Source organism: Microbacterium sp. SCN 69-37 (genome assembly GCF_001724435.1).
Classification (GTDB): Bacteria; Actinomycetota; Actinomycetes; order Actinomycetales; family Microbacteriaceae; genus Microbacterium; species Microbacterium laevaniformans.
Genome location: NZ_MEEL01000032.1, coordinates 21980 through 35006, shown reverse-complemented (window position 1 = coordinate 35006; position 13027 = coordinate 21980). Strand labels below are relative to the sequence as shown.

General features: G+C 68.7%; 13 protein-coding genes and 2 tRNA genes. 4 read left to right on the top strand and 11 right to left on the bottom strand.

Annotated features, from left to right (window positions below):
- Positions 1-12: 12 nt before the first annotated feature.
- From ABS64_RS10220 to ABS64_RS10195, 6 genes are all read right to left on the bottom strand, one after another.
- Positions 13-576, bottom strand: a complete 564-nt coding sequence (locus ABS64_RS10220; RefSeq protein ID WP_231860893.1) for a hypothetical protein — start codon at positions 574-576, stop codon at positions 13-15.
- A gap of 4 nt (positions 577-580) precedes the next feature.
- Complete coding sequence (gene clpX / locus ABS64_RS10215; RefSeq protein ID WP_061683225.1) at positions 581-1849, bottom strand: ATP-dependent Clp protease ATP-binding subunit ClpX; 1269 nt, start codon at positions 1847-1849, stop codon at positions 581-583.
- A gap of 155 nt (positions 1850-2004) precedes the next feature.
- On the bottom strand, positions 2005-2670 hold the full coding sequence (locus ABS64_RS10210) for an ATP-dependent Clp protease proteolytic subunit (RefSeq protein WP_016465112.1): 666 nt from the start codon (positions 2668-2670) through the stop codon (positions 2005-2007).
- An 11-nt stretch (positions 2671-2681) separates the two neighbouring features.
- Positions 2682-3266 carry an ATP-dependent Clp protease proteolytic subunit gene (locus ABS64_RS10205; RefSeq protein ID WP_016465111.1) on the bottom strand — a complete coding sequence of 195 codons (585 nt, stop codon included), beginning with the start codon at positions 3264-3266 and terminating at the stop codon, positions 2682-2684.
- Between the two features lie 172 nt (positions 3267-3438).
- Positions 3439-4932 (bottom strand): trigger factor, encoded by a 1494-nt coding sequence (tig, locus tag ABS64_RS10200; protein ID WP_204947217.1) that lies wholly within the window; start codon positions 4930-4932, stop codon positions 3439-3441.
- A 71-nt stretch (positions 4933-5003) separates the two neighbouring features.
- A tRNA-Pro gene (locus ABS64_RS10195) sits at positions 5004-5077 on the bottom strand.
- A 106-nt stretch (positions 5078-5183) separates the two neighbouring features.
- Here ABS64_RS10195 and ABS64_RS10190 point away from each other — a divergent pair.
- Positions 5184-5257, top strand: a tRNA-Gly gene (locus ABS64_RS10190).
- Between the two features lie 712 nt (positions 5258-5969).
- Here the strand turns inward: ABS64_RS10190 and ABS64_RS10185 are convergent.
- Positions 5970-6509 carry a gamma carbonic anhydrase family protein gene (locus tag ABS64_RS10185; RefSeq protein WP_204947218.1) on the bottom strand — a complete coding sequence of 180 codons (540 nt, stop codon included), beginning with the start codon at positions 6507-6509 and terminating at the stop codon, positions 5970-5972.
- 132 nt (positions 6510-6641) lie between these two features.
- On the opposite strand from ABS64_RS10185, the gene ABS64_RS10180 reads away from it, so the two are divergent.
- Entirely contained in the window at positions 6642-7127 is a 486-nt protein-coding gene (locus tag ABS64_RS10180) for a DNA starvation/stationary phase protection protein (protein WP_036285456.1), read from the top strand.
- 60 nt (positions 7128-7187) lie between these two features.
- Here the strand turns inward: ABS64_RS10180 and ABS64_RS10175 are convergent, their stop codons facing one another.
- The 4 genes from ABS64_RS10175 to ABS64_RS10160 are packed head-to-tail and all read right to left on the bottom strand — an operon-like array spanning position 7188 to position 10948.
- Complete coding sequence (locus ABS64_RS10175; RefSeq protein ID WP_036285569.1) at positions 7188-8684, bottom strand: amidohydrolase family protein; 1497 nt, start codon at positions 8682-8684, stop codon at positions 7188-7190.
- A gap of 5 nt (positions 8685-8689) precedes the next feature.
- Positions 8690-9400 carry an FMN-binding negative transcriptional regulator gene (locus tag ABS64_RS10170; RefSeq protein WP_036285454.1) on the bottom strand — a complete coding sequence of 237 codons (711 nt, stop codon included), beginning with the start codon at positions 9398-9400 and terminating at the stop codon, positions 8690-8692.
- Positions 9401-9407: 7 nt separating this feature from the next.
- On the bottom strand, positions 9408-10406 hold the full coding sequence (locus ABS64_RS10165; protein WP_036285452.1) for a DNA-formamidopyrimidine glycosylase family protein: 999 nt from the start codon (positions 10404-10406) through the stop codon (positions 9408-9410).
- Positions 10406-10948: a ribose-5-phosphate isomerase gene (locus tag ABS64_RS10160; protein WP_036285450.1), complete on the bottom strand. Its 543-nt coding sequence runs from the start codon at positions 10946-10948 to the stop codon at positions 10406-10408. The genes ABS64_RS10165 and ABS64_RS10160 overlap by 1 nt, the downstream gene beginning before the upstream one ends.
- Positions 10949-11015: 67 nt before the next feature.
- Here ABS64_RS10160 and ABS64_RS10155 point away from each other — a divergent pair, with 67 nt between their 5' ends.
- Positions 11016-11384, top strand: a complete 369-nt coding sequence (locus ABS64_RS10155; protein WP_005050323.1) for a metalloregulator ArsR/SmtB family transcription factor — start codon at positions 11016-11018, stop codon at positions 11382-11384.
- Positions 11381-13027 (top strand): SulP family inorganic anion transporter, encoded by a 1647-nt coding sequence (locus tag ABS64_RS10150; protein WP_292683384.1) that lies wholly within the window; start codon positions 11381-11383, stop codon positions 13025-13027. Before ABS64_RS10155 ends, ABS64_RS10150 begins: the two co-directional genes overlap by 4 nt.

Here is a 13027-nt window from a genome sequence, read left to right as displayed (position 1 = left end):
CCGCTGCCTCGCTCAGGGTGTCGCCGAGGGAATCGGAAGGGGCGTCGCTGACGGCGAGGGGGCTGCGGACGCGGGGAGGGTCGGCGTCGAGGATGGAATCGAGGCGGGGCATTCGATCGGCCGATAGGACGAGCGACCCTGCCGCACGTGGAACCGGAAGCACTCCGTGGCGCTTCCTGCGGCGACACCGGGCTGGAAGAGTTCGCGGGACGGTTGCGGTTGGACGCTCACGCGCAGGCGGACGTCGATGCGGGCCCCGTCGGGATCGGACGTCGACCCGCGCCACGAATACGCGTGGACGTCGGCTCCCCCGACCGTCCCGATGAACTCGGCGGCGGCGAGAGTCTGTGCATCCACACCCGGGCCCGGCTGGTTCACCCGCCGTTGCAGCTCGCGTGCCGCCATGTCGACGCGCGCATGCGCGATCGATTCTCCGTCGCGCGGGCCGAAGGCGTGCATGAAGGTGACGGCTCCGACACCGACGAAGATGAGGGTGGCCATCACGATCGCCACGGTGACGCGGAGCACGCGAACGGCCTTGGAGGGCTGCTCGCGTGACGTGTACGGCGCGGACACCGCGTCAGGCGCTCTTGCGCTTGTGCTCCAGCACGAGGGTCGGCGGAGCTCCTTCGGTGACGGACGCCCGCGTCACGATGACCTTCGCGACGTCCTCGGTAGAGGGGATCTCGAACATGATCGGACCGAGAACGTCCTCGAGAATCGCGCGAAGTCCACGGGCACCGGTCTTGCGGGCGACGGCGAGGTCGGCGATCGCGCGCAGGGCGTCGTCCTCGAACTCCAGCTCTGCGCCGTCGAGTTCGAACATGCGCTGATACTGCTTCACGAACGCATTCTTCGGTCCGGTGAGGATCTCGATGAGTGCCGCCTGGTCGAGCGGCGCGACGGACGTCACCACGGGCAGGCGGCCGATGAACTCGGGGATCAGGCCGAACTTGTGGAGGTCTTCGGGCTGGACCTCGCCGAAGAGGTTGAGGTCCTCGGACTTGCGATGCAGTGGTGCACCAAAACCGATGCCGTGCTTGCCGACACGCGCGGAGATGATGTCCTCGAGGCCCGCGAAGGCGCCCGCGACGATGAACAGCACGTTGGTGGTGTCGATCTGGATGAACTCCTGGTGCGGGTGCTTGCGGCCGCCCTGCGGCGGCACGGAGGCGACCGTTCCCTCCAGGATCTTCAGCAGCGCCTGCTGGACGCCCTCTCCGGACACGTCGCGCGTGATCGACGGGTTCTCGGCCTTACGGGCGATCTTGTCGACCTCGTCGATGTAGATGATGCCGGTCTCGGCGCGCTTGACATCGAAATCGGCGGCCTGCAAGAGCTTCAGGAGGATGTTCTCGACGTCTTCGCCGACGTAGCCGGCCTCGGTCAGTGCGGTCGCATCCGCAACGGCGAAGGGCACGTTCAGTCGCTTGGCGAGCGTCTGGGCGAGATAGGTCTTCCCGCACCCGGTGGGGCCGAGCAGCAGGATGTTGCTCTTCGCGATCTCCACCTCGTCGGCGCGCTGCTCGGCCGACTGCAGGGTCCCGTGGGCGCGGACCCGCTTGTAATGGTTGTACACGGCCACGGCGAGAGCCCTCTTCGCCGGCTCCTGACCGACGACGTACTCCTCCAGGAAGGAGAAGATCTCGCGAGGCTTCGGGAGGTCGAAGTCGCTGACGACACCGTCGGCGGACTCCGCCATGCGCTCTTCGATGATCTCGTTGCAGAGTTCGACGCACTCGTCGCAGATGTACACGCCGGGGCCGGCGATCAACTGCTGCACCTGCTTCTGGCTCTTGCCGCAGAAGGAGCATTTGAACAGGTCGGCGCTCTCACCGATGCGAGCCATGATGCTCCTCCTCCAGAGACCTCTCAGGGATGCGCTTCGAGCCTAACCGCTGCGACCGACATCTCGCCGGATTGCGACACGGTTGTGAAACTCTGCGCACCTGACGAGGCCCCGCGGTCGAAGTGACGGCGGGGCCTGTGTCGGGTGGTGTCCGGTCAGGAGGTGAGCGCAGCCGGAACGCGCTTGCGCGAGGTCAGCACCTGGTCGACGACGCCGTACTCGAGCGCTTCGGAGGCCGAAAGGATCTTGTCGCGGTCGATGTCCTTGTGTACCTGCTCCTGCGTGCGGTTGGTGTGGCGCGCCATCGTCTCCTCCAGCCACGTGCGCATGCGCATGATCTCGGCGGCCTGGATCTCGATGTCCGATGCCTGACCGTGTCCCGACTCGCCGACGGCGGGCTGATGCATCAGGATGCGGGCATTGGGCAACGCCAGACGCTTGCCCGGGGCTCCGGCGGCGAGCAGCACGGACGCGGCAGAGGCCGCCTGGCCGAGCACGACCGTCTGGATCTCCGGAGACACGAACTGCATCGTGTCGTAGATGGCCGTCATCGCGGTGAAGGAGCCGCCCGGCGAGTTGATGTACATGATGATGTCGCGGTCGGGATCCTGCGACTCGAGCACGAGCAGCTGCGCCATGACGTCGTCCGCAGATGCGTCGTCGACCTGGACGCCGAGGAAGATGATCCGATCCTCGAACAGCTTGTTGTACGGGTCCTGGCGCTTGTAGCCGTAGGCGGTGCGCTCTTCGAACTGCGGCAGGATGTAGCGGCTGGAGGGCATCTGGAAGCCCTGCGGGATGCCGGCGGTGGGCATGTTCATTCTCGGTTCCTTCAGTTCTTGGTGCCGCCGCCGCCGATGACATCGGTGGCCGACTCGCGGATGTGGTCGACGAAGCCGTACGCCAGGGCCTCCTCGGCGGAGAACCAGCGATCCCGGTCGCCGTCGGCGTTGATCTGCTCCACGGACTTGCCGGTCTGGGCGGCAGTGATCTCCGCCAGGCGCTTCTTCATGTCGAGGATGAGCTGCGCCTGCGTCTGGATGTCGCTCGCCGTGCCGCCGAAACCGCCGTGCGGCTGGTGCAGCAGCACGCGCGCGTTGGGCGTGATGTAGCGCTTGCCCTTCGTGCCCGCGGTCAGCAGCAGCTGGCCCATCGACGCGGCCATGCCGATACCGACCGTGACGATGTCGTTCGGCACGAACTGCATGGTGTCGTAGATCGCCATGCCGGCGGTGATCGAGCCGCCGGGCGAGTTGATGTAGAGGTAGATGTCCTTCTCGCTGTCCTCGGCCGCGAGGAGCAGGATCTTGGCGCAGATCTCGTTCGCGTTCTCGTCGCGCACCTCCGACCCCAGCCAGATGATGCGGTCTCTCAGCAGCCTGTCGAAGACGCTCGTAGCGACAAGTGGTTCAGCCATGGATACTCCTGATTCCGGGTTTCCGTACGCCATTGAATCTATCTGGGCAGGCACGCCGCCTCGCCCGTGTTCGCCGTCGGCGGAGCCTCGTGTCGCAGGTGTCACGAGCGGGAACGACGAAGGGCCGGTTGCCGCAGCATCCGACCCTTCGTGGGGACGCGTCCCCGTGGACTTACTCCGCGTCGGCCTTCTTCGCCGGCGCCTTCTTGGCAGCGGGCTTCTTGGCGGCGGGCTTCTTCGCGGCCGGCTCCTCGGCGGCATCCGTGTCGGCCTTCTTGGCGGCGGGCTTGCGCGCCGGTGCCTTCTTGGCCGGCTTCGCCTCTGCGGCGGCAGCCTCGTCGGCGATCTCCTCCGCCTCCGCGACGACCTCGGCCTCGGCGTCGGCCTCATCCTCGACGACGAAGCCGGTCAGATCGACCGCCTTGCCGTTGGTGTCGACGACCGACACCTTGCCGAGGGCGATCGCGAGCGCCTTGTTGCGGGCGACCTCGCCGACCATGGCGGGCAGCTGCCCACCCTGCTGAAGAGCGTCGACGAACTCCTGGGGAGCCATACCGTACTGCGCGGCCGACTGGATGAGGTACTGCGTCAGCTCCTCCTGCGAGACCTGCACGTCGTGCGCCTCGGCAAGCTTGTCGAGGATCATCTGCGTGCGGAACTGCTTCTCGCTGGCCTCGGTGACCTCGGCACGGTGCTCGTCGTCCTCCAGGCGGCCCTCGCCCTCGAGGTGCGTGTGCACCTCGTCCTCGACCAGCTGCGCCGGCACCGGGATCTCGACCTTGGCGAGCAGCGCCTCGATGAGCTTGTCGCGCGCCGCAGCGCCCTGGAGGTACACCGACTGCTCCGAGACGCGCTCGGCGAGGCTCTCGCGCAGCTCTGCGATGGTGTCGAACTCGCTGGCCATCTGCGCGAAGTCGTCGTCGGCCTCGGGCAGCTCGCGCTCCTTGACGGCGGTGACGGTCACCGAGACCTCCGCCTCCTGGCCGGCGTGGTCGCCGCCGACGAGGGAGCTGCGGAACGTCGTGTCCTCACCGGCGGTGAGCGACTCGACGGCCTCGTCGATGCCCTCGAGCAGCTCGCCCGAGCCGACCTCGTACGACACGCCCTCTGCGCGGTCGATCTCCGCGCCGTCGATCGTTGCGACGAGGTTCAGCTCGACGAAGTCGCCCTTGGCTGCGGGACGGTCGACGGTCACCAGCGTGCCGAAACGGCCGCGCAGGCGGTCGAGCTCCGCATCGACGGCGGCCGCGTCGGTCTCGACGGCGTCGATCTCGACGGTGACGTCGTCGAGGGCCGGCAGATCGAACTCGGGACGCACGTCCACCTCGACCTCGACCTTGAGGTCACCGGAGAAGTCCTTGTCGCTGGGCCATTCGATGACCTCGGCCGACGGACGGCCGACGATGCGCACCTCGTTGGCGGTGACGGCTTCGCGGTAGAAGGCATCCAGTCCCTCGCTGACCGCGTGCTCGATGACGGCACCGCGGCCGACGCGCTGGTCGATGATCGGGGCGGGAACCTTGCCCTTGCGGAAACCGGGGATCTGGATGTCCTGGGCGATGTGCTCGTACGCGTGCGAGATGCTCGGCTTGAGCTCGTCCGGGGTGACCGTGATGTGCAGCTTGACCCGCGTGGGGCTGAGCTTCTCGACGGTGCTGGTGACCATGCCTGTGTTCTCCTCGTGTCCGGACGCACACGTGCGCGTCCGTGGTTTCTTAGGTCTGGGGGTCGTTCGTGTCGGGGCGACAGGATTTGAACCTGCGGCCTCCCGCTCCCAAAGCGGGCGCTCTACCAAGCTGAGCTACGCCCCGGGCGCGCACTCACCTTTTCAGGTCGCGTGCGCCGAATAACGGCCGTTGGTCAGTCTAGCCGACAAGACCTTGTAGACTCTTCGGGATGCCGCTCGCAAGCGGCCTCGGGGATGTAGCTCAATGGTAGAGCCTCAGTCTTCCAAACTGATGGTGCGGGTTCGATTCCCGTCATCCCCTCCACATGACTGATCCGGAGCACTGGCCCTTCTCGACGCCAGCGGCCCGACCCGGTCAGCACCGCGGGATCCACGAACGATCGACGCCGCAGCGATGTCGGAGTAGTCGACCAGGATCGATGCGCGCTCGCGAGGCGAGCACGCCGTGAGGTAGAGACGTTGACCCTCGACATACCGTCGCTGACTGGTGTGCAGGGGATCCGGCGAGGAGCCGTCGCGGAGGGCGAGCCGCCGCACTGACTCCGTGGCCGGGACGTCGAGAAAGACAGTCGTATCCCAGACGTCGCGCAGCTCGTCACGGTGGAGGAAGATTCCGTCGGTGATCACCGTTGCGCCGGCGATCACCGGAAGCCGAGGAGCGGACACAAGCGCGTCGCTGTCGACGTCGTGGACCGCGGCTAGATAGGTGCCCGTCCCCGAGCGGAACGGCACGACGACCTCACGCCAAAAGGCAGCGTAGTCGTAGGAATCGAGCCAGAAGCCTTCGGGTGAGTCGCGACCACGCGCGTGTCGCGCTGCGCGTGGCCGATGGAACCCATCGATGGAGATCCTTACGACCGCTCTCGCCGGTCGCATGATCTCCGCGAGGTTGTCCGCGAGCGTGGTCTTGCCGGCGCCGTCCACACCGTCGATGGCGATGAAGGTGCACGCCGTGCCCGGGGCCGGAGCCGGCAGCAACCGCGCCAACTCCTCGACGAAACTCGAACGCGGCAACATCAGCGCCCGTCGGATGCCGTCGCGTGCGCGGTCGAGTGCGCCCGGTAAATCTGGGCGTTGCGGAGGATCCCCGCCTTCTCCTCGTTGGTGAGCTCGCGGCGGACTTTGGCGGGCACGCCGGCAACCAGCGACCCCTCCGGGATGACGGACCCTTCGAGCACGACGGCTCCCCCGGCGATCAGGCACCCCGAACCGATGACCGCACCCGACAGCACCACGCTGCCCATGCCGATCAGCGAGCCATCGCCGATCGTGCACCCGTGCACCACGGCGTTGTGACCCACCGACACATCCCGCCCGATGACCACGGGGTGCTCGGCATCCACGTGCACCGAGACGTTGTCCTGCAGGTTGCTTCCGGCTCCCAGCGTGATCGAAGCACTGTCGCCGCGGACGACGGCGTTGTACCAGACGCTTGCGCCCTCTTCGAGGGTGACGTCGCCGACCAGGCGTGCGCCGGAGGCGACGAACGCGGTCGCGTGTACGACCGGCCGACCGGCCGGGATGGACAGGATCGAGGCGTCTTCGGCGATCGTCATGTGGCCGACGATAGTCGCGGCGGCATATTCACGGCCCATCCGTAAGCCCAGCCTTTTCTACCTTGCGGAATGCAGGGCGCTCGGTAGCGTTGTCATCAACGTGGGAGAACCCCGACGAACGGAGACGAGATCATGACCAAGACGCAGAACATTTCCATGACCGCTGCCGGCCCCGAGGCGGCCGCCGGCACCGCCCAGTTCCTGACGCCCGTCGTGCTCGGACTGCAGGCCCTGGCCGTCAACGGCAAGCAGGCGCACTGGAACGTGCGCGGCGCGAACTTCATCGCGATCCATGAGCTGCTCGACCAGATCGTCAGCAACGCTCGGGGCTTCGCCGACCTCGCAGCGGAGCGCATCGTCGCCCTCGGTCTGCCGGTCGACGCGCGTGTGTCCACGGTCGCCGAGAAGACCGACGCCACCTCGGTGCCGGCTGGCTTCGCGCAGTGGCAGGACGAGATCGTCGCCATCGTCTCGGACATGGATGCCGTCATCTCCGACGTGCAGGCCGCGATCGACGGACTCGACGAGACCGACCTCACCAGCCAGGACGTCGCGATCGCCATCAAGGCCGGCCTCGAGAAGGACCGCTGGTTCCTCTCGGCCCACCTCGCCGCGTAGTCACAGCTCGACACGAACGCCCCGGGACGACATCCCGGGGCGTTCGTTGTTCGTCGGGGCTCATGACACGTGCGTGAGACGGCCCTCGATCATGGTCGCCCGGGCGACAGTCGCGCGCAGGCTTGCCTCATCGGCGCTCAGCGGGTCGCGGTCGACCACGACGAGATCGGCCACGTCGCCGGGGAACAGGGCCGAGCCGGTGTGCGATCCGCCGTCGGTGGAGGCGGCGAGGGCGGTCGCGGCATCCACGCCCTCTTCGGGGCGCCAGGCCGGGCGCCCGTCGCGGGTCCGGAACACGGCGGCAGCCATCGCTGCCCACGGATCCAGCGGGGCGACAGGCGCATCGGATCCGAAGAAGAGGTTGGCGCCGGATGCCGCCAGCGAACGCAGCGCGTACGGGATGCCGGTCTGCGTCGCCCAGATCGTGTCGGTCATGTCGCGGTCATCGATCGCGTGCTCCGGCTGCACGCTGGCACCGACGCCGAGGCGCGCGAAGCGGGGGATGTCGACGTGGGCGACCAGCTGTGCGTGCTCGATGGTGCCGGTCGCACCGGTGGTCGCGAACGCGTCGAGCGCGTGCGAATTCGCGACGTCGCCGATGGCGTGCACGGCGCACGCCAGCCCTCCCCCTGTGGCGCGGGTCATCAGCTCCGCGAGCGTTTCCGGGGGCACGGTGAGCAGCCCGCGGTTGTGGGGGTCGCCGGGATAGGGGTGCGAGCATGCTGCCGTGCGGGTGCCGAGCGAGCCGTCGGTGATGATCTTCAGCGGCCCGACGCGGACGAGCCCCGCCCGATCCAGCGCGTCGCCCGACGCCAGCCTCTCCGCCAGGGCGCGGTCGAGCTGCGCCGGATAGATGCCGAAGCGGACGCGGGCGGCGTCGAACCCGGCATCCAGGCGGCGGCGCCACGCATCCGCATTCCACGCCATGTCGAGATCGACGATGCCCACGATCCCGCGCGCAGCGGCGTCGTCGAGTGCCGCCGTCACCAGCCGGTCGCCGACGAGAGGATCGGCGGCGTTCAGTCGACGGGAGATCTCGAACGCGGGTTCTTCCCGCAGCACACCGGTCTCATCGGCCGTGAAGCCCTCGCGTCGCAACGCCGCGGTGTTGAGCCACACGCTGTGCACGTCGGCGTTGATCAGGTACGTGGGCACATCGCCGGTCGCCGCGTCGAGAGCCGCGAGGGTCATCTCGTCGGGCCACAGCGCATCGCGAAAGCCGGTGCCGATACGTCGACCGTCGCCGAGCGGCGCCGCACCGGCCATCAGAGCGGCGGCCTCGGCGGCCGAGCCCACCGAGCCCAGCGCCACGCGCTGCGCCACGAGTGCCCACTGGACGGTGTGCACGTGGTGGTCCCAGAGCCCCGGGATCACCCAGCCGCCATCCGCGTCGAGCACCTCTCCGCGTCGGAGAAGGGCGCGCACCGGGGCGATGTCGACAATCCGCCCCTGGGCGAGGTGGATGTCGACCGGGTCGTCACCGAACGGGTCGAGCCGGTCGGCACCGGTGAGGCGGGCGTTGGCGATGACGTCGACGGTCGCGCCTCGCGGCGGCATCCCGTTCACAACTCCTCCTCAGGACGCGTCGACGGCGCAGGTGAGGCCTCTCCCGGCCCGTTCAGGCGGACTTGTGCACCACGCGCGGCCCGGAGCGTCTCGTGCGCGCGTCGCATCTCCCCCGCCAGCCGTGGATCGGCGTAGGGACTGCCGGCCTCCAGCTGCACGATGACCTCGTCGACGGTCGCGTCGGGCTTGTTCTGGCTGAGCTTGCGCTTGGCCGCCACCTTTGTGGGCGTCAGCCGGAAGCCCACGGTGCCGCGCTCCAGTCGCCGGACGAACTCCTCATCGTTCGGCGGCTGCCACATCAGCCGCGGCCGCGGCAGGGCGCTCTCGAACCGTGCCACCAGTCTCTCCAGCACCCGGAGGTTCTCTTCCGGCGTGAGGATCTCGGGGATGCCGGACAGGTGCACGGCGACGTAGTTCCAGGTCGGGACGTCGGGTCCGGGGAGGTACCACTGCGGAGAGATGTACCCGTGGGGCCCTTGCGCGATGACCAGCAGCTCGTGCTGCCCGAGGCCGTGGATCGCATCGTCGGGCCTGCCGACGTGGCCGACGACCGTGAGGTCGTCGCGGTCCTCGTCCAACAGCACGGCGTAGTGCGAGGCGACCAGACCGTCGGGTCCCTGGCTCACGAGCGTCATCCAGGGGTTCTCGTCGAGGATGCGCCGCAGCTCGGCGACGTCGGTCATGGTGAAGCTGGGGTTCTGTCTCATCGGTGTTTCACTTCTGGCAGTTCGGGCACCAGTAGAGCTTTCGGGCGGCCATCTCCTCGAGGACGATCTCGGTGCCGCAGATGCGACACGGCAGCCCTGCCCGGTGGTAGACCCAGTGTCGATCGTCGCGGCTCGCCATGGCGCGCCGGTAGGCCTCGGCGTCGAGGTCGTCCATGGTCATCATCTGGCCCGTCTCGACCCCGATCACGAGCAGGCGCGACCAATCGCGCCAGAGCTGTCGCACGAGCTCTTCGGGAACCAGCTTTCCCGGCGTGTGCGGGTCGAGCAGGGCGCGGTACAGCAACTCCGCCCGATAGACGTTCCCGATGCCGCTGACGACGGATTGGTCCATGAGTAGCAGACCGATCGGCGTGGGCTTGCGGCGGACGGCCGCGACGAAGCGATCTTCGCCCTCGGCGAGATCATCGACCAGAGGGTCGGGTCCGAGTTTCGCGATCGTCGCCTGCACGTCGTCCGGAGTCTGCAGCTCGCAGGCGGTGGGGCCGCGCAGATCCGCAGACGTGACGGCGGTGAGCAGTCGCAGCCGCACCTGGCCGACGACCGGTGGCGGCCACTCGGTGTCGTCGGCGCCTTCCAGGCCGCGTGTCTGCTCACTCATCCGCACATGCACGCGGGTCTTGCGCGGCGCGCCGATCGAGCTCAGGGAGTTCTCGCCCGCGGCGTCGTAAACGGCGTCCAGATCGGTCCCGCGCTGATTGGTCTGGCCCATGCGCCCGTTGGCCGAGGCGATCGTGGGATCGATCTCGATTTCGCCCGCGAAGTCCCACGCGCCGTACATGCCGAGGTGCACCCGGAGCCAGACGTCTCCGTCGAAGGCGAGGAACATCTGCTTGCCGACAGCGCGCACCTCGATCGCTTCGCGGCCGTCGATGACCGCGGCGCCCTCGGCGAAGCGGCCCTGCGGACTGGATGCCGAGACCTCGCGTCCGACGATGTTTCGATCGAACTGGCGGGCGATGCGGTGTACGGAGTGTCCCTCGGGCATCAGCCGGCTTCGGGATCCATCGCGTCGACGGACTCGCCACCCGCCGGCGCGGGCACCGCTGCCCGCGGGTCGGGAAGGAGACTGCCGTCGTGCTCGAACGCCGCCAGCTGGGCGATGCGGCGTGCGTGGCGCTCCTCCCCCGAGAAAGGGGTGGCGATGAAACGGTCGATGAAGGCGATGGCCTCGTCGACGGTGTGCTGACGGGCTCCGATGGAGATCACGTTGGCGTCGTTGTGCTCGCGCGCCAGCTCGGCGGTCGCGATGCTCCAGACGAGGGCGGCGCGGACACCGCGCACCTTGTTGGCGGCGATCTGCTCGCCGTTTCCCGACCCGCCGAACACGACGCCCAGCGTCTCGATCCCGGCCGCCTGATCGCGGACGACGGCCTGGGCGGCGCGGATGCAGAACGCGGGATAGTCGTCGAGCGGGTCGTATTCGATCGGCCCGTGGTCCACGACGTCGTGGCCCTGCCCCGCGAGGTGGTGCTGCAGCTGCGTGGAGAACTCGAGACCCGCATGATCGGTGGCGATGTGGATGCGCATGCCCCCATCCTAGGGAGCCCCGGAACGCCTGCGGCGGCGCGCGAAGAGACGATATGATGGCTTTATCATGCCATTCACTCAGAGCCAGCGCCCCCTCTACGAGGTCAAGGCGAACCTGTTCAAGGGGCTGGCGCATCCCCTCCGCATCCGTCTTCTCGAACTGCTCGCAGGGGCTGAGGAGGTCCGCGTCGCGGACCTCCAGTCCGAAACGGGCCTGGAGGCTTCGCATCTGTCCCAGCACCTCGCCGTGCTGCGCCGTCACCGACTCGTCGAGTCCGAGCGTCGCGCCAGCCACGTCTACTACCGGTTGGCCGACCCCGGCGTCGCGGACCTGCTGACCGCGGCTCGTGAGCTGCTTCTCGGCATCCTGAGCGCGGATGGCGAGCTTCTCGTCGATGCGCAGTCCCTGCCCGCACTGCCTGCGGCGCGCTCGTGAACGTCCGGATCCGCAACCTGCTGCCCTCGCGTCGGGACTACGCGGGGCTGCGGCGCACGTGGCGCGGTGACCTCGTCGCCGGCGTGACCGTCGGCATCGTCGCGCTCCCGCTGGCGCTGGGTTTCGGTGTGAGCTCGGGTCTCAGCGCGGAGGCGGGCCTGGTGACGGCCGTCGTGGCCGGAGTGATCGCCGCGGTCTTCGGCGGCGCGCACGTGCAGGTGTCCGGGCCGACCGGGGCGATGGTCGTCGTCCTGGTTCCGATCGTGGCCGGCCACGGCCCGGGCGCCGTCGTGGTGGTGACGCTCCTGGCGGGCGTCCTGGTGGTCCTTGCCGGCGTGCTCCGGCTGGGGCGCGCCGTCTCCTTCATCCCGTGGCCCGTCATCGAGGGGTTCACGCTCGGCATCGCGGTGATCATCTTCGCCCAGCAGATCCCCGCGCTCGTGTCGTCCCACGTCGCCGGTGCGAGCGAGCACAGCTCCAACGCGATCGTCGCGGCCGTGCAGGCCTTCGCCACTCTCGACCCTGCGTATGCCGCGTGGGCGCTGGGAGCAGTGGCCGTCGTCACGGCATGTATGTGGGGTGCGCCCCGGCTGCACCGCAGTGTGCCCGGGTCTCTGGTCGGCATCGTCGTCGTCGCCGTCGCGGCCCTCGTCGTCGGCACCCCGTTGGCCCGGATCGGTGCCCTCCCCGGCACACTGCCCGCTCCCGCGCTGCCGGCGATCGACCTCTCCAGCCTCGCGGCCCTGACGGCCCCGGCTGCGACGGTCGCAGCGCTGGCCGCCATCGAGTCGCTCCTGTCGGCGCGCGTCGCCGCGAGCTTGGGTGACACGGGGACCTATGACCCGGATCGGGAGCTGATCGGGCAGGGGCTCGCATCGATCGGTTCGTCCCTGTTCGGCGGGATGCCGGCGACCGGCGCGATCGCACGGACCGCCGTCAACGTGCGATCGGGTGGGCGCAGTCGCCTGGCCGCGGTGACGCATGCCGTCGTTCTGCTGCTGGTCGTGCTCGTGGCCGCCGGCCCCGTCGGGCAGATCCCGCTGGCAGCCCTCGCGGGCGTGCTCATGGTCACGGCCGTCCGGATGGTGCATCTCGACACCGTGCGGGCCATTCTGCGCTCCACGCGCGCGGATGCCGTGGCCTTCGTCGCCACGGCCGTCATCACCGTCTCGTTCGATCTGATCGTGGCGGTCGTCATCGGAGTCGCCTTCGCCGGATTCTTCGCGCTGCGCGGCATGTCGCAGGCGTCGCAGGTGCGGCGCGAAGACGTGCGCGGACAGACGCAACCGGGCGACGACCGTATCGCGATCCTGCGCTTCGACGGGCCACTGTCGTTCACCTCCGCCGATCGGGTGTCGGCCGAAGTCGACGCGGTTCGCGGCGTGTCGGTCGTCATCATGCGGATGAGTCAGCTGGAACTGGTCGATGCGACGGGGGCGCACATGCTCGGCGAGATCACGCAGACGCTGGAGCGCCGCGGCATCACCGTGCTCATCAAGGGCGTGCAGCCCCGACACGAGGATCTGTTCCGCACGGTGGGCGTGCTCGCCGCCCTGCGCCACCACAACCACCTGTTCACCGACCTCCCCTCCGCCATCGCACACGCCCGCAGCCACGTGCAGCGTGAAACGACGACCGCGTAG

Excerpts from the sequence above, each read along its gene's own strand:
- clpX (WP_061683225.1), bottom strand. The coding sequence starts at position 1,849 with ATGGCTCGCATCGGTGAGAGCGCCGACCTGTTCAAATGCTCCTTCTGC.
- ABS64_RS10210 (WP_016465112.1), bottom strand. The coding sequence starts at position 2,670 with ATGAACATGCCCACCGCCGGCATCCCGCAGGGCTTCCAGATGCCCTCC.
- ABS64_RS10205 (WP_016465111.1), bottom strand. The coding sequence starts at position 3,266 with ATGGCTGAACCACTTGTCGCTACGAGCGTCTTCGACAGGCTGCTGAGA.
- tig (WP_204947217.1), bottom strand. The coding sequence starts at position 4,932 with ATGGTCACCAGCACCGTCGAGAAGCTCAGCCCCACGCGGGTCAAGCTG.
- ABS64_RS10185 (WP_204947218.1), bottom strand. The coding sequence starts at position 6,509 with ATGACGATCGCCGAAGACGCCTCGATCCTGTCCATCCCGGCCGGTCGG.
- ABS64_RS10180 (WP_036285456.1), top strand. The coding sequence starts at position 6,642 with ATGACCAAGACGCAGAACATTTCCATGACCGCTGCCGGCCCCGAGGCG.
- ABS64_RS10175 (WP_036285569.1), bottom strand. The coding sequence starts at position 8,684 with ATGCCGCCGCGAGGCGCGACCGTCGACGTCATCGCCAACGCCCGCCTC.
- ABS64_RS10170 (WP_036285454.1), bottom strand. The coding sequence starts at position 9,400 with ATGAGACAGAACCCCAGCTTCACCATGACCGACGTCGCCGAGCTGCGG.
- ABS64_RS10165 (WP_036285452.1), bottom strand. The coding sequence starts at position 10,406 with ATGCCCGAGGGACACTCCGTACACCGCATCGCCCGCCAGTTCGATCGA.
- ABS64_RS10160 (WP_036285450.1), bottom strand. The coding sequence starts at position 10,948 with ATGCGCATCCACATCGCCACCGATCATGCGGGTCTCGAGTTCTCCACG.
- ABS64_RS10155 (WP_005050323.1), top strand. The coding sequence starts at position 11,016 with ATGCCATTCACTCAGAGCCAGCGCCCCCTCTACGAGGTCAAGGCGAAC.